Here is a 22,367-nt window from a genome sequence, read left to right on the forward strand (position 1 = left end):
AGTCCTATTCTTGCACGGTAAAACAATATGAAACGCAGCTACGATGCCATTGCGGGTGTATATGACCGCTTAGCTAACATTTTTATTGGCAAGGCATTGCGCAATGCACAAATTTATCTGGTGCAATATATTCCGGCACGAGCAAAGGTATTGATTGCTGGTGGTGGCACAGGTTGGATATTGGAAGAAATAACCAAACTGCACAACACCGGCTTGCAAATAGATTATGTGGATATTTCGGCAGGCATGATTGCTAAAGCAAAACGCAGGGATACAAAACAAAATGATATTCGTTTTTTACACCAATCTGCAGGAGAAAATTTTGAAGGAAAAGATTATGATGTAATACTAACACCTTTTTTCTTCGATAATTTTAGTGAGGCTACCATGCAAGCTGTTTTTGAAAAACTGCATCAAAAACTTAATCAGAACGGACTTTGGCTGTATGCCGATTTTCAGGTGGCGGGAAAACACCGTTTTTTTAAAGAAGCAATGCTGTTTATTATGTACATTTTTTTTCGTGCCGCCTGCAATATAGAAGCGAACCATTTACCGGATGTTACGGGTCAGTTTGCAAAAAATAGTTACCAATTAATCAGTAGCAAAACTTTTAAACAAGAGTTTATTAGGAGTGCTGTTTACAGGAAAAGGCATAATTAAGATTTAAATGATGATACTCGAAGCCGTCTTTGCACAAGCCTGTGGCGTCTTTAGCGTCATGCCGCCAACCGGGACTAATTAATACCAACAATTGGCGGCGGCTTTGTACGGAATCTGTGAGTTGTAATAAAATCAAAATAAATGCTAACAAGTACATTATCACAATTATGTTTGATTAACTTTCATTCACAGATTTTGTACAAAGCGCCTATAAGTTGTTAGTAATTGTGGTCCCGTTTTGATGCAATGGCGGGCTTAAAACACCTCATAAAAATATTCTCCTAAAATACCAAAAAATATTTTGTACAACTAAAATTTTTAGTAGCTTGCGTACTAAATAAGTTGGTTATGTCATTTGCCGGAAAAAATCTTCGTTACCTGCGCAGGCTGCGCGGCTGGACACAGGAAGAATTTGCTAATAAACTCAAAATTAAGCGTTCGCTGGTAGGCGCCTATGAAGAAGAAAGGGCCGAGCCTCGTCTCGAAGTATTGCAAAACATTTGCAGCATTTTCAAGCTGAGCCTCGACGACCTTTTCTTAAAAGACCTGACAGATGAAAAAGCAGGTACTTATTTGGATAAACGTCGCCTGATGAAAATGAGTACCGATGCAGAACAACGGCAGATACAGTTTGTGCCGGTAAAAGCGGCCGCCGGTTATTTAGCCGGTTATGCCGACCCCGAGTTTCTGGATGAACTGAATACTTTTACATTGCCCATGCTGGCACCCGGTCAGTACCGTGCTTTTGAGATAATAGGAGACAGTATGTTGCCTACACCCAGCGGCAGTGTGATTGTAGGTGAAAAAGTAGAGAACCTGGAAGATGTAAAAAGCAGCAATGCCTACATTGTAGTATCAAAAAACAATGGCATTGTATATAAAAGAATCAACCGGAGCAACCGTGTAAGAAATAAAGTAATGCTGGTGAGTGATAATCCGCAATACGAGCCTTACCCCATTAATACCGAAGAAATTATTGAACTGTGGAAAGCGCAGATGATCATCACCAAAGCCACTACGCAGCAGCGGTGGGATGTAGGGCAGATTGCCGGTATGGTCAATACCTTGCAGGAGCAGGTCTCCAGTTTGAAGAAAAAAATGAATTAGCTTTATACGCTGTCTCCAAAAAGGCAGCGTATTTTATTATGCTGCGTTTCCTATTTTTACCAGTTATCCTTCTTGCTTGCTGGTCTTGTACCAATTCGCCGGGGAAAGCTGTTGCGGCTAATAGTGATACAACTTTGCGTAGTTCTGCTCCTTCAAGGGTCTTAATTGAACTGTTTACTTCCCAAGGTTGCTCCAGTTGCCTGGCCGCAGACAAATTGATTGGTAATATTATTACCACAGATACAAATGTAATAGCCTTATCTTTTCATGTAGATTATTGGGATAGACTGGGCTGGAAAGATGTGTTCAGCAATCACGATTATACATTGCGGCAGCAGCAATATGCACATGTATTACATGCCGAACAGCTCTACACGCCACAGGCAGTAGTGCAGGGTAAGAACGAAATGGTAGGTAGCAATCGTACGCGTGTTTTGGAGGCAATAAATAAAGCTAAAGCCCCAATAGCCAGTCAAATAATTACGGCTAATGCAGTTGTAAATGGAAGCAATATAAAACTCAACTATTCTTTATCTGCAACATCACCTAAACAGCAAGTAGTGATTGTGCTTGTACAAAACAATGCAACAACGCCGGTTGCACGTGGCGAAAATGCAGGCGCTCAATTAACCGGTTACAATGTAGTTCGCAATTTTATTGTTCAGCCTTTGCAGGACAATGGCAGTCAGGAATTGACCTTGCCCGATGATTTGAAAAAAGAGAATGCTTCAATCGTTTTGTTTACACAGGATGAACAAACAAAAGAGGTGCACGCCATTACGCAGCTTCATTTATAAATGGCTGTTGAGTTCAAATTCATTCACCATCTTTTCTACCTCCTCCTTAGTAACCGGCTTTTGTTGATTATCCAAATTTATCACAAACAAAAAACCGGTTTCTTCTATATTCTCTTTAATAAAAGTGTTTACCAGGTTTAGCTGGTCACTTTCTACAATTTTTCCGGTGTACATGTTCCAGCTTTCCTTTGCACAAAGACAACCCAGTGTGGGCGATATAGGATAATAAGGTTTGCCTTTAAAATAAGACGGATCAATGGTAGTGCCGTGCGCAATAATAGCGTTTCTGCCCGCTTTGCCTGCATCAAAAGCTTCGAGCATGGGCAAATAATTTCGCCATTCCATTGGCAATAAATCAATATAATTTCTTAAGGCATCTTTTGAGGAATCGTATTGACTGCCCCAATACAACGGATCGTCTTCAAAAGGCAATACCGTTTGCAGGTTAGGCGATGGACCGATAATTTTATTAATACTTTTAGCGGTGCTCCAAATGCTGTAAATGCCTTGCGGCGTGCTGCCGCTACTAATGAAATAAGGCATGTTAGAAGCCGAGCGCGCCAACTGTTCAAATAGCAATAAACGACCGGCGCTGTCGCGCGCAAAACAGCCATCAGGATTTTGAACAACCGCTATTCCCGGATAATCCCTGTTCCATCGCTGAAAGGAATAAACAGTAGCGCTGCCAGCCGCTTTTCGGTAAGCAAAAAGCTTATTAATATTGGGTAGTTCTTTTTGCTTGTATGTTTGCTCATTATTCAAATACGACTTCAATAACTGCAATAAAAAAATGGTATCATTTGCTCCAAAGTTCTTTTTTATTTGCCGCTCTAACTGTTGAATGTTTTGCCTGGACGAATCATTTTTATACAAATAAACCGCCTGCATACAAAATAGTTTCGGTTCTGTTTCGCCAGCAATCAATTGCTTAAACCAAGCCGTATAATTGTGCGGATAAACGCTGTACACTGCTTCAATAAAAGCTCTTTTGGTGGCGTATTGCAAACTATCATAATGCTGGTAAAGCGAATCGAAACCAGCCTTCACTACATCATTTGTAATCATGAATTGCGAAATGGCGAGGCAGGCTGACTCATAATAGTCTTCTGAATTACTATCTAACGGCTCCTGAAAAGTTTTGTCAATGACCGTTTCACGCAGATACTTATCAAACGATTGCCGTTTGGCATATAACACTACATCCGATTGTATTACATCAGGATTGTATTGTGCGAATGTATGTGTACCGAAGATCAGTAAAAAGAAAAGGATAAAAAACTTCATCTTTATATTTAAACAACAAGTTGCCGTGCAATGTGCAACATTCAACTGAATAATAGGGCTTCGTTATTATTCATTAATGTTAATAATCATTTATAAACAGGCAAACAGATTCCGTTGCGATACCATTACCTTGCACCGATGGACATTGTATTTTCTTATCAACAACTCTATCATTTTACTTATTCTGTTTTTAAAAGCATAGGTTGCAGCGACGAAGATGCGGCAACAGCTACCACCGTTTTGCTGTCTGCCGACGTTCGCGGCGTAGATAGTCACGGCGTAGCAAGGTTGAGTGGTTATGTACGGTTGTGGCAGGCAAAGCGCATCAATGCAACGCCAGGTATTCAGGTAGTGCATGAAACGCCTTCGACTGCCGTTGTAGATGGCGATGCAGGCCTGGGATTGGTGGTAGCGCCTTTTGCCATGCAAGTGGCTATTGATAAAGCAAAGAACGCTGGCACTGGCTGGGTAAGCGTGCGTAACAGCAATCATTTTGGCATTGCCGGTTATCATGCCATGATGGCTTTACAACATGATATGATTGGTATGGCAATGACGAACGCAAGTGCGTTGGTTGCACCTACTTTTAGTATAGAAAGAATGCTGGGCACCAACCCTATTGCGGTGGCTATTCCTGCTGGCAAAGAGTCGCCGTTTGTAGCCGATTTGGCTACCACTACGGCAGCAAATGGCAAGCTGGAAATATTGCAACGCAAAGGCGAAGATGCACCGCTTGGCTGGGTGCAGGATGTTGCCGGAAATCTTGCTACCGACGCCAGCATATTGAAAAAAGGTGGCGCGATGTTGCCCCTGGGAAGCGATAGAGAACATGGCAGCCATAAAGGGTATGCACTGGGCAGTATTGTAGATATTTTTTCGGCTGTACTGAGTGGTGCGAGCTATGGGCCGTGGGCGCCGCCGTTTCCCGCGTATGTGCCGGTGCCGGAGAATATGCCCGGCAAAGGATTGGGACATTTTTTTGGCGCGATGCGTGTAGATGCGTTTCGCCCGGCGGAGAAATTTAAAGCGCACATGGACAACTGGATACAACGCTTTAGAAATGCAAAGCCGGCAAGTGGTTATGAAAAAGTATTAATACCCGGCGATCCGGAAAGGGAGATGGAAACAATAAGAATGAAAGAAGGAATACCGGTGGTAGAAAGTGTAGTAAATGAGTTGAAGAAAGTAGGGGAGATGATGGGAGTGGGATTGTGAAAACAGCATTAAATGAAAAAGTAAAAGGGGCTTGGCAGTACGTACTGCCAAGCCCCTTTTACTTTTATCAAACATTATCGCATTAGCCCCTTTTTTCCAGGCATTAGTATCCATGGATAGGCTTGTTTTGTCATGTATTTGGGCAGGCTTAAAGTATTTTTAGGTGCAATTACCGGCGACCTTAAATCTGGGCGCAGCACGTCGCAGGTGGACAAATTATAAAGATTGATTACATATGTAGATGTATCACTAATATAGTAATAATAAGAGCTGTCGAATTGATGACTTGCAAATCCTTTATCATTATATTCATATTTGTACCATTCATGAAATCCCTGATCTGGTCCGGAATAAACACCTTTATCTTCCCGTATGTTATTTCTGCTTTGCAGATCATCATAGGAGGGAATTGGCTGTGTCATAAATAGAAATTTAAACCAGAAATTTCCTCCCCAAATGTTAGGTTTACGATCATAATCTATTTTGTCTACTGTTAGCGTATAAAGATCCTGATAATCGCGCGTTACTTTAGCGAGGTTATCCTGTCCATCATATTCATAACTCACTTTATAGCGAGCAACAGGAACCCAGAACAAATTCACAAAATCTATGGTTGTAACATTCCCTCTAAGGTTATATTTAAATCTCCATATGGCATTAACCGAGTCTGTAAACCCCGCTTCTTTATAATCCGCTGCGATATATTTTAACTGGTTTGGTAATATCCCTTTTGCATACGTCAGCAACTGATAATCCTTTTCTATAGGTCCATCAAAATTAGCCCAGTGAATTTCTCTCAATCTGTCAAATTCATCATATTTGGCATATACGCGTAGCCAGGGAGACCCTGGAAGACCAAAATACACTGAATCGGCATTCTTATGATCATTATAAAAAATGGTAATTCCAGAGCCGTCTTCGTAAAGATTTTGGGTAAGCAAACACCTGTTTTTATTAAACGGATAAATGCCGATTCCAGCTTCATCCGTTTGCTGTTGAGTACCAGTGTTGAGTGTTGTGCTCGTTACATCCACTGTTTTGCGGCAAGCGGTAGTTATACATATAAGTGCAATGACCAGCAAGAGAATGAATTGGGTCGTTTTCATGTTGGAAGTTTTTTATTGATAGATGGAGGAAGAGATTTTTTTTCTAAGCGTAGCGGTGTTTTTGTCAAATAAAAGTAAATGACGCAGGAAAGGTGTCAGATACTTTTTACCTTTCTTTTCTATTATACAACTTATTTTTTCTTAAAGCTATTGCGGTTATACCTATTCAGTTTCAGCATCCAGAATGGATCGCGAAGTTGCTGTGTTCTGTCGGGAATTATAAGCGTAGATGTTGGTGCTTTGATTGTAGTTCGTAAATCGGGTCTTAGCATATCGCAGGTAGAACTATTAGTTTGTGTAGCAGTGTAAACCACATTTCCATCAGTATCCAAATTCTGAATATCTTTCCTTATTGCAAATCCATTATCATCGTATTGATACATGTATTGCTCAACATATCCATCTTCTGTTATCATTTTTCCGGAGTTGTTTTTGCTAAACATGTAAAGAATATCAGGATAAGCCCAGGTAACGTGTGGTAAAATATATTTAAACCAGAAATTACATCCTAAGTAATTTGGCTGATGGTCATAGTCCGAGAATTTGTAGATAACAGGATCAGGAGCATCGCTGTAAGTAAAAGTCATAGAAGTGGTATTCCCTTTGTTGTCATACTCCAAATTCAGATAGTAATAATTACCGGGATAATATAGGTTGTTTCCAAAGATTTGTGTTAACTCTCCTTTGAGGTTATAAGTAAAGTATTCTACATAATTAACGGAGTCCGAAAAGCCATCTTCTTTATAAGTGGCATCGATATATTTTAGCTGGGCAGGCCAAATTCCTTTACCATACGACAAAATTCTGTAATCAGCATCCCAGGGCTGGTCTTCAAATGCCCAGTGAATTTCTTTTAATCTGTCGAATTGGTCATACTTAACAAAATAATGAAGACCGTTCCAACCATCGTGAAGGGAGTCTACATTATTGTGACTGTTGTAAAAGTAAGTAGTGATGACATCAAAAAATCCATTGCCATAATCTGAATAATCCACCAGGCACCTGTTTTTATTAAACGGATAAATGCCGATTCCGGCTTCATCCGTTTGCTGTTGAGTACCAGTGTTGAGTTCCGTACTTGTTACATCCACCGTTTTGCGACAGGCAGTGGTTAGACAAAAAAAGAGGATAATCAGCAGGAGAATGGGTTGGTTCTTTTTCATGTTGATAGGTTTAGTTTAGTGGTGATTTTGTTAAATAAATGTAAATAGCATACCTTTCTGATACAATACTCACGATGAGTATTTTTTTATATAGCCCAAAAACTCCCACTATGCCTTTTGAAAACTTTCCCTATAGCTTTTATAATATTGCATTACACACTTATAAACCGAAAACCGCTTTAAAATCCGGCAACACACAAACCGAAAAATGGAAAGCCTGGATACCATTGCTGGAACAGGTATCACTTCAAAGCTGTGTACAGGTGTTATTGTGGGATGTGGCTGCTAATAAGTTTATTTATCAGGTGGATAAAAGAAATATAATTGGTCATCATGCCGGTTTATACCTTGCACACGATGGGGCAGCATTTTGCGTGTCCAACTTTCATCCGCATTTTTTTACAGCTATCAGGCAATGCCGTACCACAGGAGGTGAATACCTCTTACAAATTCAACAAGATGCGTGCAATGCCATTCTAAATGTTGATTTCTTATACAGGAGAAGCACCGGCTCCTATATGCACTGTCTGTTGCAGGGAAAGTGCATAGCAGCAGACGAGGATGGCGACCCGGTTTTAATACTCTATTATCAACGCGATATTACCCATCTTAAAAAAGAAAAAACGCTAAATCTGGTTATTACTACACCTACCCGTATGCAATGGTGGAATTATGACTTCAACGGCAATTACTTAGAACGGGTACAGCCGCTTTCAAAGCAGGAAAGGAAAATCCTCACCTGCCTGGCTGACGGACAAAGTAGTGCCTGCATTGCAAAAAAATTATTTATCAGCTTACATACTGTTAATACACATCGCAGGCATTTGCTGCACAAAACCAATTGTACCGATACTACCGGCATGATTACCTATGCTAAGCTGGTAGGATTGCTGTAGTTGTTTACCCTGCGTCTTATTTACACCGCTATTCTCCAGTAATTGTTGTACATCTTCTCTTTCTTACTTTTATTGCTTTAAATAATTCAGATGATGCGCTTCTTACAATTATTCATTCCTATAGTTCTTTTTTTTGCATGCAGCAGCCATCAGTCATCGCAAAATGAAACAGCCACGACTAGCGTAAAAAACACCAGTACGGTACAACCTATAAAAGATAGTTTGCTAACAGGTAAGATCATCAAAAAGGTAATTTGTAATAACGATGCAGCCCAATCTTATGCTTTATACATTCCCCCTACGCAAAACAATGCACCCATGCCGGTTATCTATTGTTTTGATCCGCATGGAGACGGCTCTTTGCCTTTGGAAAATTATCAGGCTTTAGCAGATGCTTATCATTTTATATTGATAGGTAGCAACAACTCAAAAAATGGTAATGATTGGAATATTACTCAAAACATTTGGAATACGCTGTTTAATGACACGCAAAATCGTTTACCAATAAACAACAACCGCATATATACCTGTGGTTTTTCAGGTGGCGCAAAAGTAGCGGGCTTTATCGCGCTGCATCAAGGCAATATTAAAGGTGTGATTGCTGCCGGTGCAGGTTTGCCCGAAGATCAACCTATCGGTAATCTTGCTTTTTCTTTTACAGGCATGGCTGGCAGAGGCGATATGAACATGACCGATTTGATTGCCTTGAACAACGAACTGGATAAAAGCGGAACCACTCACCGCATCATTTTGTTTAATGGCAAACATGCATGGCCGCCTGCTAATGCCATGCGTATTGCTTTTACCGGCTTGCAGTTGGATGCCATGCGTAATAAAATCACTGATAAAAATGACTCACTTATTCAGTCTTTCACTGCTGAAATGAATAAGCAAATTGAGCAGGATATTGCTGCAAAAAAATTAATAGAAGCACATCAGACTTATACGCTTGCCATCAATATGCTTAATGGCTTAACACATACTACTAATGCTTTTGCAAACAAAGAAAAAGTAATCACCAACAATCCACTTTACAGTCAACAATTACAGGAAGCACAGCAATTATTTGCTACGGCGCAAAGGCAAAAGCAGATATTTCAGCAGCAGTTTCAGCAAGGAGATATACAATACTGGATTTCAACCATTAATGACCTTAATGCAAAAGCCAAAGCATCAACAGCAACAGGTGCGATGTATCAACGCCTGCTGGCTTATTTGTCGCTGGCTTTTTACTCTATCAGCAATCAGCTTATCCATAATAATCAAAACGAACCGGCGCAGTATTTTGTAACGCTTTATAAAATGGCGGATGTAACCAACCCTGAAGCCTGGTATTTTTCTGCCTTGCTTAATGCCCGCAGCAACAATGCAAAAGAAGCCGAAGCAGACCTGCTGAAAGCCGCCGGTTATGGCTTTGCCGATACCGCACGAATGCTGCAACAACCCGAATTTCAAACACTTTCACAACAACTAAACTTTATACTGATTGAAAGCAGGATGAAGAAGACAGAGTAAAATTAGCTATGCCTTTCGGAGAAATTTACTAATAATGAAAGTGTAATAAAAACCTGCAATTTATATTTATCGTATTGGTCGAAGTATTTGTTTAACACACTCCGCATCACAGGATACATTGATCTTACACAACAAACAACCTATAAGCATTACATTTACAAAGTAAAAATGATTTCCAATATTTATATCATTTACACAATACTATTACTAACAAACAATATTATGCAAGCAAAGACCATTGTATGTGGCATCGCCTCAGTCATTATATTGAATTTTACAGCTTATGCACAGGTACAAAAGGAAAGCACTTCTATAAAAGTGGATATTAAAAAAGATACCCTTATTAATTACAAAAAGCCGCAACGTTCCATTACGCACGGAACAGTTACCGTTGAAGGTAATAAGATGAACTATGAGGCAATAGCCGGAACACTTATTCTTAAGAACAATTTGGATACGCCTACGCTCAGCATGTCGTATGTTGCTTATTTTAAAGAAAGTGCTGACGCTAACCAACGTCCGCTTACTTTTATTTACAATGGTGGTCCGGGCAGTTCCACTATCTGGTTGCACATGGGCGCGTGGGGACCACAACGCGTATATCTCAATGATACTTCGCGCACCAAAGCACCTTATAAAACGGTGAACAACGATTACAGTTTGCTGGATGTAAGTGATCTTGTTTTTATTGATGCGCCCGGCACTGGCTTTGGCGAAGTAATTACGAAAGAAAAAGGGGGCGCCGGCGAAGCCAAAGATTTTTTTGGCATTGATCAGGATGCACATGCGTTCGCCCATTTTATCACCCAATTCCTTTCTGATTATAACCGTTGGAATTCACCCAAATATTTATTTGGAGAAAGTTATGGCACCTTTCGATCGGCTGTTGTATCTAATATTTTGCAAAGCGAAGACAATGTGGGTTTGAATGGAATTATTTTATTGTCTCAGTTATTAACCTATGGCAATATGACTGAGGGCGGTAAAAGCAATCCAGGTGATGATCAGTCTTATCAGCTTGCATTGCCATCGTATGCTGCTACGGCATGGTATCATCACAAGCTGCCCAATCAACCCGAAAAATTAGAACCCTTTCTTAAAGAAGTAGAGCATTTTGCATTGAACGATTATGCGCTTGCACTCAACCAGGGCTCACAGCTCGATTCTACTGCATTCAATCAGATGGCAGAAAAGCTGCATAGCTATACGGGGCTGCCTGTTGCTTATATAAAGAAGGCTAATCTGCGGGTAAATGGGCCACAATTTGAACAAACCTTACTGGGAGATGAAAATAAAGTAACCGGTCGGTTAGATTCGCGCTTTAGCGGCGCAGCCATAAATCCGTTGAGTGAATATCCCGATTACGACCCGATGGATTCTTATATTGATGCAGCTTTTACTGCCACTTTCAACAATTATGTACGCACCGAGCTTCGCTTTGGAAAAGGTATGAAATATAAAGTGTATGGCAATGTGCATCCCTGGGATTTTAAGCGGCAAACTGGTTTTGGTATTTTTCCAAATGTGATGAATGATCTTGCCCAGGCAATGATTTACAATCCGGATTTGAAAGTGATGCTCAACATGGGATATTTTGATTTAGGCACACCTTATTTTGAAGGAATATACGAGATGCATCATTTACCTATGCCCAACTCCTTTCAAAAAAACATTGAGTTTGACACCTACTTTTCCGGGCACATGGTTTATCTCCATCCCGAATCATTAAAGCTTTTGCACGATAACGTAGCAAGGTTTATTGAAAGTACGCATTAATATTAGTGCGTAGAAAAACCGGATAATTCACCTGCTAAAAAGTATAAAATATGCGCATTGCGGCGCTTGCAACTGCAACCAAAAGACTTGCAAAGTGAGTTGGTATTTAAGTAAGAAACGGAATGGTTTGCTAATAAGTGCGTACAGGAGTTTATTAATGTATGTGGTCCTTATGGCTGCTATCTTTTTCCAACACATGTATATCCATTAATTTTGCCTGCATACTAATTTTATTTTTAAAAGCATAGCATTGCTATATCATGCAACCGCATAAAAATTACCACCTATGCAAAACAACTCAGTAGAATACTGGCTTCGCGGACCGGTTGAAGGCGTGCCGTCTTTGCTTCAGCCCGTGGCACATGCACTGCTGCAAGCCAATAAAGAAATTCAGGATATTGTAAAAGACTTTCCAAAAGAAAAACTATGGCAAAAGCCAGCCGGTGTTGCTTCTGTTGGTTTTCACCTTCAGCATATTGTGGGTGTGCTCGATAGATTATTTACATACAGCAAAGGCAACAGCCTTACAGAAACCCAATTGGATTATTTGCATAAGGAAGGAAAGGAAGGAGATACGCTTACGTCCGGCGATTTAGCCGCTGCATTACAACAGCAAATCCATACTTCCGTTGCGTATTTAAAAACAATTGACGAAAATACACTTACGCAGGCAAGACCTGTAGGTCGTAAACAACTCCCCTCTACTATAATGGGCCTGCTGTTTCATGCTGCCGAACATACCATGCGACACACCGGGCAGTTGCTGGTAACAGCGCGTGTGCTAATGCAATAGTTACAAAGGCTGGCTCACCGGCACGGCAGGTTGTAAACTTTTCTTTGCTAAAACGGTACTGACAACAAGCAATATAGCAGCCAATATAAACGGTGCTCCTGCAAACTGCACGGGCGCACTTTTATTGGTAAAAAAATAAAACAAATTAGTCATAATCAGTGGGCCGATAATGGAAGTGGCGCTTGCAAGGCTGGTTAATGCACCTTGCAATTCGCCCTGCTCGCTCGGTAATACCTGGCCGGAAATAATGGACTGCAAAGCTGGCCCTGCAATGCCGCCCAAACAATAAGGTACACAAAAAGCAAACATCATCCACGATTGTGTGGCAAAGCCAAACAGCAACATGCCAAAAGCATATAAGCCCAGTCCAACATATACGCTTTTTTCATTGCCCAGCTTGGGGTTGATATATCGTATCAGCCAGCCTTGCACCAGCGCCACCAGCACGCCGATAACACCGAGTGAAATACCAACCAGTTTTTCGCTCCAGCCAAATTTGTACATGGTATAATAGTTCCAGTTGCTTTGTACCGCATGGGCAGCTATATATACCAGCGTTAAAGCAATCACCAGCGGGCCAAGTGAGCTGTATCGTTCAAACAATTTAAAAGAACCAATTGGGTTAGCACGCTTCCAGTCAAAAGGGCGGCGGTGTTTTTGATCCAGCGATTCTGGCAAAATAAAATAGCCATATAACCAGTTGAGCAGGCAAAGCACTGCCGCTGCATAAAACGGTACTCTTGCACCATATTGCCCCAACAATCCACCCACCACCGGGCCAATAATAAAACCCATACCAAAAGCCGCACCGATAAGTCCGAAGTTTTTTGCACGGTTTTCTTCGTTGCTGATGTCTGCAATGTATGCCGAGGCAGTTGTAAAGCTTGCACCTGTGATGCCCGCAATTACGCGACCAATAAACAACCAGACAATAGAGGTAGAGAGTGCCTGGAAAATGTAATCTATTCCAAAGCCAAACAGGGAGAATAACAATACCGGTCTGCGCCCGTATTTGTCACTTAGATTACCGAGTACCGGTGCAAACAACAATTGCATCACGGCGTACGAAGCATTGAGCCAGCCGCCGTAGGTAGCCGCCTCGCTTACATTGCCATGAATAAGTTCTTCAATTAGTTTGGGCATTACGGGAATAATAATGCCCCAGCCGGTAACGTCGAGTAAAAGGGTAATAAAGATAAAGCCGAGTGCAGCTTGTTTCTTGTCGCGCATAGAAGAGTAGTCAATTACTGCAAAGTAAAGGGTTTAAATGAGTGTTTAAAGATATAATTGATAACAATAGTAGCTTCTAAATTCATATCCACACCTGCTGAAAACCAATACATGAGCGGCTTGCGGCATAATTTAGTATTTTCGCGGCTCAATTAAATTTAAAATGTGATGGCCAGTAAAAAAGACAAAGCCCCGTTGCAACCTTCGAAAGGCAATGATGCGAATGAACCGAAGGCAAAGAAGGGTGCAAAAAGCAAAGCTGCTGCAGAGAATGAAACACCTAAACCTGCACAGCCCGAAGAGCCAAAAGCTACCAAAAAAGCAGCCACTAAAAAAGCAAAGGCAACCACTGCTACCAAAGAAACACCAGCCGCTGCCGACCTTAATACACCTGTAGAAAGTGCTGCGCCGGCAGAAGAACCTATAAAAAAAGCTACTAAAAAAGCAGCTACTAAGAAAGCTGCCATAAAAGAAAATCAACCCGGTACTGAAGCTGCAACTGCCAAGCCATCGCCTGAAAGTGATAAGGCTGCGCAGCCTGCTCCGGAAAAAACAGCCGAACCAGCAAAGCCGAAAAGAGCTAAAGCCGCAAAGTCAAAAACGCCACAAATAACTGTACCATTTGACGTGGTAAATGAGAAGCAGGTTTCCGAGCCTTTACTTCCTACATCCACTACTACAGGGCAGGAAGCATTACCGCCTACAACTACCCAGGAGCCTGAAGCTTTGCTTCCTGCAACTGAGCAACAGTCCGAAGCTGCACCTGCACAGGCAAATGAAGCATTAATACAACCTACTATAGAAAGCGCTGCAGCAACCGAAAGTGGTATGCTTACAGAGGATACGCTGACGAGTGCCGGAAATAAGGAAACGCCTGCGGATGATGCAACTGTAGAAGCAGTATCGGCATTGGCGGAAGTATCTATGGAAGCGGCAGAAGTGGAAAAGCCAGCGGAAACTGCACAAGCAGCAATTCCTGCCGAAGCTGCACCTGAAGAACATCATGCTGTTGCAGAGGAAAAGAATGAGGCAGTTGCACACAAGCTCGCTGCAACTCAAACGCATAAACACACAAAGCTGCAAACTATCCGGTTTTATCTCCGGTTTCGTTCCAATCCCGGACAAAACCTGTTTATTACGGCACAGCATTCATTATTCAGAAATGGCAATCCTGAAGAGGCTTTGCCCATGCAATACCTGAATGAAGAAACCTGGACAGCCACGCTGCCAGTGGTGGATAGTTTTATTACAGAACCGATAGTTTATAATTATCTGTTGAAAGAAGCCGACGGCACTTTTGTATATGATGCCGGCAGCGATAAAACAATTGATTTAAAAAGCTACGCAGCGGAAGAGGTAAGTATTGTGGACTCGTGGAATGTACCGGGATACTACGAAAATGCCTTTTATACCGAACCATTTAAAGCCGTTTTATTAAAGAATAATTACACTCAAACAGCATATACAGCGCCTGTTATTTATACGCATACCTTCAAAATAAAAGCACCTTTACTGGCACAGGGGCAAGTGCCTTTTATTGCCGGCGGCATTGATGCTTTAGGTAATTGGAATGCAGATGAAACCTTGCTGCTGCACAAAGGGGAAAACGAAGATTTCTGGTCAATAGCTATTGACCTTACCAACGCCAATTTTCCTATCGAATACAAGTATGGTGTGTACGATGTGAAGGAAGGCAAAGCTGTGCAGTATGAAAACGGTGAGAACCGTACCTTTTTTGATACCATTGCACCCAACAAAAAAACAATCGTCAACGATGGTTTTATTCGCCTGCCTGCCAACACGTGGAAAGGCGCCGGTGTTGCCATTCCGGTGTTTAGCCTTAAAACACATCAGAGTTTTGGTACAGGTGAATTTACCGATATAAAAAAGCTGGCAGACTGGGCTAAAAGTGTGGGTATAAAAATGGTGCAAATACTGCCTGTAAATGATACCACTGCTACTAAAACATGGCAGGATTCTTATCCGTACGCAGCTATTTCGGCTTTTGCCTTACATGCCATGTATCTCAATTTGAGTGAAGTAGTAAGCGAAGAAAATAAGCATTTCTTAAAGGAACACGAAGAAGAATGTCGGCAACTCAACACTTTGCCAGTGATGGACTACGAAAAAGTAAATGACATTAAGTGGAAAATCATTCACCAGATTTATCCTTTACAAAAAGATGCCGTTTTCAACAGCGCCGATTATCAGGAATTCTTTGATAACAATAAACATTGGCTCGTGCCGTATGCTGCTTTTTGTTATCTGCGGGATAAAAATCACACCGCCGATTATAGCCGCTGGCCAGAGTATAAAACGTATGATGAAAGAGCCATCAACAAATTGTTGCAGGGCGAGGAAGCTAAGTTTTGTACCGGCATGTATTGTTTTGTACAATACTATTTGCACTTGCAATTAAAAGACGCAACCGATTATGCACACAGCCAGGGCATTATTGTAAAAGGCGATATTGCTATTGGCGTTGCCCGCTACGGTGCGGATACATGGCAGGATCCTCAGCTTTTTCATCTTGATATGCAAGCCGGCGCACCACCGGATGATTTTGCAGTAAAAGGGCAAAACTGGGGTTTCCCAACGTACGACTGGCAAAAAATGCAGGAAGATGGCTTTGCCTGGTGGAAGCGCCGTTTTGAGCAAATGAGCCGTTATTTCGATGCTTTCCGCATTGACCATATTCTTGGTTTCTTCCGTATCTGGAGCATACCTATCAGTGCTATTCAAGGTATTTTAGGCCGCTTTGTACCTGCTTTGCCGGTGCACGTAAGTGAGTTTCATCAGCGCGGTATTTACTTTGATTATAATCGCTATGTAAAGCCGTTTATAAATGACCAGATATTGAATGATTTGACTGGTGATCAGCAGTGGTGGATAAAAGATACTTTGCTAAATGCAGATGGTAATGGCACGTATTCACTAAAAGAGGAAGTAAGCACCCAGCGGCGTGTAGAGACATACTTTGCTATTCGCGAGGATAATCCGCATAACCAATGGCTGAAGAATGTTTTGTTCGATCTGATAGCAAATGTGATTTTATTGGAACAGAAAGGTAGTAACGGACAAGAGTTTCATTTCCGTTTTGGCATAGAAGACACGCTCTCTTACAAGCTGCTGGATGAGCATACACAATGGCAGTTGAAAGAGTTGTATGTCAACTATTTTTACGAACGTCAAAATGAGTTTTGGTATCACGAAGCCATGAAGAAATTGCCAGCTTTGAAAAGGGCAACCAACATGCTCATTTGCGGCGAAGACCTCGGTATGGTGCCCGCTACGGTGCCAAGAGTAATGAACGAGCTGGGCTTACTGAGCCTCGAAGTGCAGCGTATGCCTAAAGACCAGCGCCACCGGTTTACACACATCACCAATGCGCCTTACCTTAGTGTAGTTACACCTTCTACCCACGATATGAGCACCATCCGCGGCTGGTGGGAAGAAGATACGGAAGTAACACAAGCTTTTTATAACGAAGAGTTGGGACAGCAAGGCGAAGCGCCGCAATATTGCGAGCCGTGGATTAATAAATTGGTTGTTGAACAACACCTGCAATCGCCTGCCATGTGGAGCATTTTTCAACTGCAGGATTTACTGGGCAGTGATGAAAGCCTGCGCCGTCCAAACCCGCACGAAGAACGCATCAATCAGCCGGCAATACCAAAATATTACTGGCAATACCGTATGCACTTGTATCTTGAAGATTTAACAGGTGCAAACGACTTTAATAATGAACTAAAACAAAGTATTGTAAACAGCGGAAGATAGTTTTGGTTTGACTGTTTGTTTTAAACCGGCTGTGTGGAGCAGCCGGTTTTTTATTTAAAATAGAATAAAGAATTACACCGCTAAGGCACAAAGACGCTAAGTAATGCAAAGTGATTAACGCCTTTCCCGGTGTTCTTCACTATAGCTGTTTGGAAGATTTTTTAGCTGATTATTGAATGAGTAGAGTGCATAAACTGATTGCATACATATAGTACTTATCTTTCTTTTTCCCTTGAAAGAAAAAGTAACCAAAAAGATCAAGGACGGCATGATCGCTCCGCGCATCCGTCCGTGCCTCCGCACTACTTAGCCTAAGAGAGATTTTAGTTTTAGGTTGTTTAATTTGGCTCATAAAATCCCCGTTCAGACTTATCTTGCACATACATGTTTAAAAAAGATTCTTCCATAGATGTGATTGATAAAATACTGGATGCTTGTTACAGGCACAACCCTGATGCGCTGTTTATTATGAGTCTGATGCATCAATATGAGGAGCGGGGCAGCCTGAGTAAAAAACAGTTGCAGGGTTTATATCTAAAAGCACAAAACGTAAAAGATATGCCTGCCAATTGGCTCGCTACACTGGAAGCGGTAATTGCAAAAATGCCTAATCGCTTTAAATCTGAAAAAGCGGAAAGCACACCATTATACCAAAAAGATGAAGAAGCGGGTAATATAATTTCAGCCATCCTAAACAAATATCCGCAGCATAAACGCGTGCTGTATTTGCAGGCGAAGTATAACAATAATGATCCTTTAACTGCTGCTGAAATTGCGGAATTGGAAAAATTTAAAAAGCTGTTACTATAATATCTATGAAAATATCTATAAAGTATTTGTTTATTTTCCCTTTCTTACTATGCAGTTTATTTGTAGTGTTAAGTTGTTCTTCAATACGTAAGAATACCACAGCTTTACAAAAGCAAAGTGCAGGCAATCTTCTTTATCAGGCAGACCCAACTATATTTTACGATAAAGGACAGTATTATTTATATGGAACAAATGGCGGCAATGCCGATTCGGGTTTTAAAGTATTTATTTCAAAAGATTTAAAAAGCTGGCAACTATCAAATAAAAATAATGGCTGGGCATTGGTAAAGGGTAATGCGTTTGGTACCAAAGGCTTTTGGGCGCCACAGGTATTTTTGTATCGTGGTAAATATTACATGGCATACACGGCTAACGAGCAAATTGCAATAGCGCAAAGCAATAATCCGGAAGGCCCGTTTACACAAAAAATAATACGACCAATTGATACTACTATAAAAGAAATAGATCCGTTCGTTTTTATAGATACTGATGGCAAAATCTATCTCTATCATGTGCGCCTGCAAAACGGCAACCGCATATTTGTAGCACAATTGAATGATAGTTTATCTGCTATCATTCCAAACACAGTGCAGGAGTGTATAAGTGCCGTTAACAATCCACAGCCCTGGGAAAATACAAAAAGCGTTTCCTGGACAGTTACGGAAGGACCTTGCGTGATAAAAAGAAAGGATGATTACTGTATGTTTTATTCGGCGAACGACTTTCGTAATCCTGATTATGCAGTAGGCTATGCAACAGCAAATAGCCCTATTGGCCCGTGGACAAAATATAGCGGCAATCCTATTATCAGCCGGCAATTATCAGGTATAAAAGGTACTGGTCATGGCGATATATTAAAAGATGAAAAGGATGATTGGTGGTATGTTCTTCATACGCATTATTCAGATAGCGTTGTTGGTCCGAGAAAGACAGCTATCGTACAATTCCGCTTCAATTCTACAAATAATGTAGTGATAGATACCAGCAGTTTCCGGTACTTAAAAATGTAGGGCAATCAGGCTTCACTTTTGTATTGTTCAAAATAAAAAATAACCGGCTTTTCTATCTCCTGCAGCAAGCCATAACGCCTGGCGATTCTGTACTGCACAGAATCTCTGTTTAACGAAGTAATAAAGCCGCTTACCAGCTTTCTAAAGTCTTCAATAGATAGGCTGTGTTTATTTATATTGCAGCTTGCACATGCCGGAAAATAATTATCCGCACATTCCCTTTTCGGATGACGACATTCGCCGTTGTGCACCAATTTTTGCTTGCTTTTATCGTACTTAAATTTTCTCCTGATAGGTTTTACATGGTCGGCATGCCAGCCTTTTTGCAACACGCAACCGCAATACGCACAATGCCCGCCAAACTTATCAAAAATGGCTTGTCTTTCTTTTTTAGTCATATTTTACCCGGCTCAAAGCACGCAAATATGATATAAAAAGGTGCAATTGCGAAATGGTGAAGGTAGCTCGCAGTACCATACTCAAAGATGATGCATGATGAAAGACAGCTTCTACGCTTCATCCACTCATAATGCACTACGTTTGCAGCTAAAAATTTGGTAACGTATGCAACTGCAGCAAAACGTATCATTATATCCTTACAACACTTTTCATATACATGCAACGGCAAAATATTTTGCTGCATTTACTACATTGGATGAACTGCAGGAAGCACTTGATTTTTTTTATAAGCAACAATCAACCAGCACACCACAAGACCTGCTCGTGCTCGGTGGCGGAAGCAATATTTTATTTACCAAAGATATAGATGGATTGGTTTTGAAAAACGAAATGCACGGCATTGAAGTCGTGGATGAAAGCGAAGAGTTTTATTATGTACAATCTGCTGCCGGCGAAAACTGGCATCAACTGGTAATGTACTGTGTAGCACACAACTATGCAGGCATGGAAAATTTAAGCTTAATTCCCGGCAGCGTTGGTGCCAGTCCTATGCAAAATATTGGTGCGTATGGAGTAGAAATAAAAGACATTTTTCACCAGCTGCAAGCATACGATTTATTGGAAAAAACTATCGTAAACTTTGACTCAGGTGAATGTCATTTCGGCTATCGCGAAAGTGTTTTTAAGCATCAATATAAAGGGCGTTTTGTAATACTCAATGTTACGTTTAAACTGCGTAAAACGCCTGTATTCAATATTGCTTATGGTGCCATAAAAGAGGAGCTGGAAAAAACAGGAGTGCAGGAATTATCTATTCGTGCTATTTCACAAGCGGTCATCAACATCCGCAAAAGCAAATTGCCCGATCCGGCAGTCATAGGCAATGCCGGCTCCTTCTTCAAAAACCCGGTGATTGACAATGCACATTTTTACCGGTTAAAAGAAACATTTCCAACTATTGCAGGTTATGCAGCCGGCAGGCAACAAACAAAGGTAGCTGCAGGCTGGCTGATAGAGCAATGTGGCTGGAAAGGATACCGAAACGGGGATGCAGGCTGTTATAATAAACAAGCTTTGGTGCTGGTCAATTATGGCAATGCAACCGGCGGAGACATTTACAATTTATCAACTGCGATCATTCGCAGCGTGCAGGATAAATTTGGAATTACATTAGAGCGGGAAGTAAATATATTATAATTATTCTCATACCCTTTACCTCACAATTACTAATACTAACTGTATTCACAAGCACGTATTTCGGGAAGAAATTATTTTGATAAAAAATTAAACAAGTGTTTAATTAATTCAAACAATTGTTTAATTTTGCGCCCGGAATTCGCCTGCATATTGTACTGTTTAAAAAACATATTCACCTCTTTTCAAGGCAATCAAGGCTTGAATATTGTATGGAAAATATCGCAACCGGCGGTTGTTCCAAAAGTCAATATCGGTTTCAAATTTTGATGTTTATGAATGTAACCTTATTTAAAAAAATTACCCTTTCCCTCCTTTTTCTGGCGGCAGGTACGGCGCTTTTTGCCCAGAACACACAGGTGCTTTCTTTGGATAGTGCCATTACGCTAAGCCTGCAAAACAGCAATCAATTAAAGGGCAGCCGCGCACGCATTGAAGAAGCTACTGCTGCCACCAGAGAAGCTACAGAGCGGCAATTGCCCGATGTGAGTGTATCTGGTTCTTACCTGCGGGTAAATAGCCCCACTTTTGATTTGAAACTCAAACAACCTGGCAGTTCGGGCGGCATAGATAGCACCGGCAGCTCTGCTAAAGTATCGCAAGCCGTTTATGGTATAGTGAATGCTTCGTTGCCGCTTTATTCTGGATTGCGTATAAAATACGGAATAGAATCTTCCAAATACCTCGAAAAGGCTGCTTCGCTAGATGCTGATAACGACCGCGAAGAAGTAATAATGAATACCATTGATGCTTTTAATAACCTGTATAAAGCCAAAGCACAGGTGCGCCTGATTAATGAAAGTCTGGAGCAGGCAAGGCAACGTGTAAAAGATTTCACCAATCTGGAGAAAAACGGTTTGCTGGCGCGCAACGATTTATTAAAAGCACAACTGCAGGCTTCCAACATTGAATTATCGCTGGTAGATGCCGAGAACAATGCAAAGCTTTCCAACATCAACATGAACCTGATGCTGGGCTTGCCCGATAGCACCAATTTGATGCCCGACAGCAGCAGCTTGCAACGAGGTGGTAGTTTGATGAATGCCGAAGATTATTTGCAGCTTGCCGTACAAAACCGTAAAGATTACGAGGCTTTGGGCTATCGCAAACAAGCAGCCAGCGTGGGGATAAAAGCAGCAAGGGGCGAAAAATATCCGTCTGTTGCACTCACCGGTGGTTATATAGCCGCAGATATACCGCACGTTCTTGCATTGTACAATGCAGTAAACATAGGTATTGGGTTGAATTACAGCTTAAGCTCGCTGTGGAAAACCGATGCCAAAGTGCAGCAGGCGAAGGCAAGAGAAAAAGAACTGGAAGCCAGCCAGGACCAGCTTTCGGATGCTATAAAGCTGCAAGTGGGAAAGGCTTATCTCAACTACATTTCGAGCGTTAAAAAAATTGATGTGTACACAGTCGCAATCGAGCAGGCAGAAGAAAACTACAAGATTGTAAAAAATAAATTCGACAACAGCCTTGCTACTACAACCGATTTGCTGGAAGCAGAAGTTGCGCAATTGCAGGCAAGATTGAACTATTCGTTCGCAAAATCCGATGCAGCGGTTGCGTATAAGCGTTTGCTGCAGGCAACTGGAACGTTAAATACTACAACCAACAAATAACTTATTACTA

At 41.3% G+C, this 22,367-nt stretch carries 18 protein-coding genes; 13 read left to right on the plus strand and 5 right to left on the minus strand.

Annotated elements, in window-relative coordinates:
* Positions 1–27 precede the first annotated feature (27 nt).
* From FC093_RS13305 to FC093_RS13315, 3 genes are all read left to right on the plus strand, one after another.
* Positions 28–660, plus strand: a complete 633-nt coding sequence (locus FC093_RS13305) for a class I SAM-dependent methyltransferase (protein WP_137262284.1) — start codon at positions 28–30, stop codon at positions 658–660.
* A 348-nt stretch (positions 661–1,008) separates the two neighbouring features.
* A complete protein-coding gene (locus FC093_RS13310; RefSeq protein WP_137262285.1) occupies positions 1,009–1,767 on the plus strand; it encodes a LexA family transcriptional regulator in 759 nt (252 codons plus the stop codon).
* Positions 1,768–1,805: 38 nt separating this feature from the next.
* On the plus strand, positions 1,806–2,564 hold the full coding sequence (locus FC093_RS13315) for a DUF1223 domain-containing protein (RefSeq protein WP_137262286.1): 759 nt from the start codon (positions 1,806–1,808) through the stop codon (positions 2,562–2,564).
* Here FC093_RS13315 and FC093_RS13320 read toward each other — a convergent pair.
* Entirely contained in the window at positions 2,559–3,848 is a 1,290-nt protein-coding gene (locus FC093_RS13320) for a hypothetical protein (RefSeq protein ID WP_137262287.1), read from the minus strand. The genes FC093_RS13315 and FC093_RS13320 overlap by 6 nt on opposite strands.
* A 138-nt stretch (positions 3,849–3,986) precedes the next feature.
* Between FC093_RS13320 and FC093_RS13325 the strand changes: the two genes are divergently transcribed.
* On the plus strand, positions 3,987–5,063 hold the full coding sequence (locus tag FC093_RS13325) for an Ldh family oxidoreductase (RefSeq protein ID WP_137262288.1): 1,077 nt from the start codon (positions 3,987–3,989) through the stop codon (positions 5,061–5,063).
* Between the two features lie 74 nt (positions 5,064–5,137).
* Here the strand turns inward: FC093_RS13325 and FC093_RS13330 are convergent, their stop codons facing one another.
* Positions 5,138–6,169: a hypothetical protein gene (locus tag FC093_RS13330; protein WP_137262289.1), complete on the minus strand. Its 1,032-nt coding sequence runs from the start codon at positions 6,167–6,169 to the stop codon at positions 5,138–5,140.
* Between the two features lie 131 nt (positions 6,170–6,300).
* A complete protein-coding gene (locus FC093_RS13335) occupies positions 6,301–7,332 on the minus strand; it encodes a hypothetical protein (protein WP_137262290.1) in 1,032 nt (343 codons plus the stop codon).
* 110 nt (positions 7,333–7,442) lie between these two features.
* On the opposite strand from FC093_RS13335, the gene FC093_RS13340 reads away from it, so the two are divergent.
* From FC093_RS13340 to FC093_RS13355, 4 genes are all read left to right on the plus strand, one after another.
* Positions 7,443–8,228, plus strand: a complete 786-nt coding sequence (locus tag FC093_RS13340) for a response regulator transcription factor (protein WP_170971085.1) — start codon at positions 7,443–7,445, stop codon at positions 8,226–8,228.
* Positions 8,229–8,318: 90 nt separating this feature from the next.
* Positions 8,319–9,743, plus strand: a complete 1,425-nt coding sequence (locus FC093_RS13345; RefSeq protein WP_137262292.1) for a hypothetical protein — start codon at positions 8,319–8,321, stop codon at positions 9,741–9,743.
* 222 nt (positions 9,744–9,965) lie between these two features.
* On the plus strand, positions 9,966–11,519 hold the full coding sequence (locus FC093_RS13350) for a S10 family peptidase (RefSeq protein ID WP_137262293.1): 1,554 nt from the start codon (positions 9,966–9,968) through the stop codon (positions 11,517–11,519).
* Between the two features lie 286 nt (positions 11,520–11,805).
* On the plus strand, positions 11,806–12,312 hold the full coding sequence (locus tag FC093_RS13355) for a DinB family protein (protein ID WP_137262294.1): 507 nt from the start codon (positions 11,806–11,808) through the stop codon (positions 12,310–12,312).
* Here the strand turns inward: FC093_RS13355 and FC093_RS13360 are convergent, their stop codons facing one another.
* The gene (locus tag FC093_RS13360; RefSeq protein WP_137262295.1) at positions 12,313–13,542 is read right to left on the minus strand and encodes a TCR/Tet family MFS transporter; all 1,230 of its coding nucleotides are present in this window, start codon (positions 13,540–13,542) and stop codon (positions 12,313–12,315) included.
* A 168-nt stretch (positions 13,543–13,710) separates the two neighbouring features.
* Here FC093_RS13360 and FC093_RS13365 point away from each other — a divergent pair, with 168 nt between their 5' ends.
* The 3 genes from FC093_RS13365 to FC093_RS13375 all read left to right on the plus strand — a co-directional run bounded on the left by FC093_RS13365 (position 13,711) and on the right by FC093_RS13375 (position 19,142).
* Complete coding sequence (locus FC093_RS13365; protein WP_240743300.1) at positions 13,711–17,322, plus strand: 4-alpha-glucanotransferase; 3,612 nt, start codon at positions 13,711–13,713, stop codon at positions 17,320–17,322.
* Between the two features lie 384 nt (positions 17,323–17,706).
* The gene (locus tag FC093_RS13370) at positions 17,707–18,132 is read left to right on the plus strand and encodes a hypothetical protein (protein WP_137262296.1); all 426 of its coding nucleotides are present in this window, start codon (positions 17,707–17,709) and stop codon (positions 18,130–18,132) included.
* 5 nt (positions 18,133–18,137) lie between these two features.
* Positions 18,138–19,142, plus strand: coding sequence for a glycoside hydrolase family 43 protein (locus FC093_RS13375; RefSeq protein WP_137262297.1), 1,005 nt, complete (start codon positions 18,138–18,140; stop codon positions 19,140–19,142).
* Between the two features lie 5 nt (positions 19,143–19,147).
* Here FC093_RS13375 and FC093_RS13380 read toward each other — a convergent pair whose 3' ends face one another.
* Complete coding sequence (locus FC093_RS13380) at positions 19,148–19,540, minus strand: HNH endonuclease (protein ID WP_137262298.1); 393 nt, start codon at positions 19,538–19,540, stop codon at positions 19,148–19,150.
* A gap of 166 nt (positions 19,541–19,706) precedes the next feature.
* Between FC093_RS13380 and murB the strand changes: the two genes are divergently transcribed.
* Positions 19,707–20,738, plus strand: a complete 1,032-nt coding sequence (murB, locus tag FC093_RS13385) for a UDP-N-acetylmuramate dehydrogenase (protein ID WP_137262299.1) — start codon at positions 19,707–19,709, stop codon at positions 20,736–20,738.
* A gap of 272 nt (positions 20,739–21,010) precedes the next feature.
* Positions 21,011–22,357 carry a TolC family protein gene (locus FC093_RS13390; protein WP_137262300.1) on the plus strand — a complete coding sequence of 449 codons (1,347 nt, stop codon included), beginning with the start codon at positions 21,011–21,013 and terminating at the stop codon, positions 22,355–22,357.
* Positions 22,358–22,367: the final 10 nt, after the last annotated feature.

It is taken from the genome of Ilyomonas limi (assembly GCF_005233845.1).
GTDB lineage: Bacteria > Bacteroidota > Bacteroidia > Chitinophagales > Chitinophagaceae > Ilyomonas > Ilyomonas limi.

Bases quoted from the DNA above. Each gene is read 5' to 3' on its own strand.
- FC093_RS13305 (WP_137262284.1), top strand. From the start codon at position 28: ATGAAACGCAGCTACGATGCCATTGCGGGTGTATATGACCGCTTAGCT.
- FC093_RS13310 (WP_137262285.1), top strand. From the start codon at position 1,009: ATGTCATTTGCCGGAAAAAATCTTCGTTACCTGCGCAGGCTGCGCGGC.
- FC093_RS13315 (WP_137262286.1), top strand. From the start codon at position 1,806: ATGCTGCGTTTCCTATTTTTACCAGTTATCCTTCTTGCTTGCTGGTCT.
- FC093_RS13320 (WP_137262287.1), bottom strand. From the start codon at position 3,848: ATGAAGTTTTTTATCCTTTTCTTTTTACTGATCTTCGGTACACATACA.
- FC093_RS13325 (WP_137262288.1), top strand. From the start codon at position 3,987: ATGGACATTGTATTTTCTTATCAACAACTCTATCATTTTACTTATTCT.
- FC093_RS13330 (WP_137262289.1), bottom strand. From the start codon at position 6,169: ATGAAAACGACCCAATTCATTCTCTTGCTGGTCATTGCACTTATATGT.
- FC093_RS13335 (WP_137262290.1), bottom strand. From the start codon at position 7,332: ATGAAAAAGAACCAACCCATTCTCCTGCTGATTATCCTCTTTTTTTGT.
- FC093_RS13340 (WP_170971085.1), top strand. From the start codon at position 7,443: ATGCCTTTTGAAAACTTTCCCTATAGCTTTTATAATATTGCATTACAC.
- FC093_RS13345 (WP_137262292.1), top strand. From the start codon at position 8,319: ATGATGCGCTTCTTACAATTATTCATTCCTATAGTTCTTTTTTTTGCA.
- FC093_RS13350 (WP_137262293.1), top strand. From the start codon at position 9,966: ATGCAAGCAAAGACCATTGTATGTGGCATCGCCTCAGTCATTATATTG.
- FC093_RS13355 (WP_137262294.1), top strand. From the start codon at position 11,806: ATGCAAAACAACTCAGTAGAATACTGGCTTCGCGGACCGGTTGAAGGC.
- FC093_RS13360 (WP_137262295.1), bottom strand. From the start codon at position 13,542: ATGCGCGACAAGAAACAAGCTGCACTCGGCTTTATCTTTATTACCCTT.
- FC093_RS13365 (WP_240743300.1), top strand. From the start codon at position 13,711: ATGGCCAGTAAAAAAGACAAAGCCCCGTTGCAACCTTCGAAAGGCAAT.
- FC093_RS13370 (WP_137262296.1), top strand. From the start codon at position 17,707: ATGTTTAAAAAAGATTCTTCCATAGATGTGATTGATAAAATACTGGAT.
- FC093_RS13375 (WP_137262297.1), top strand. From the start codon at position 18,138: ATGAAAATATCTATAAAGTATTTGTTTATTTTCCCTTTCTTACTATGC.
- FC093_RS13380 (WP_137262298.1), bottom strand. From the start codon at position 19,540: ATGACTAAAAAAGAAAGACAAGCCATTTTTGATAAGTTTGGCGGGCAT.
- murB (WP_137262299.1), top strand. From the start codon at position 19,707: ATGCAACTGCAGCAAAACGTATCATTATATCCTTACAACACTTTTCAT.
- FC093_RS13390 (WP_137262300.1), top strand. From the start codon at position 21,011: ATGAATGTAACCTTATTTAAAAAAATTACCCTTTCCCTCCTTTTTCTG.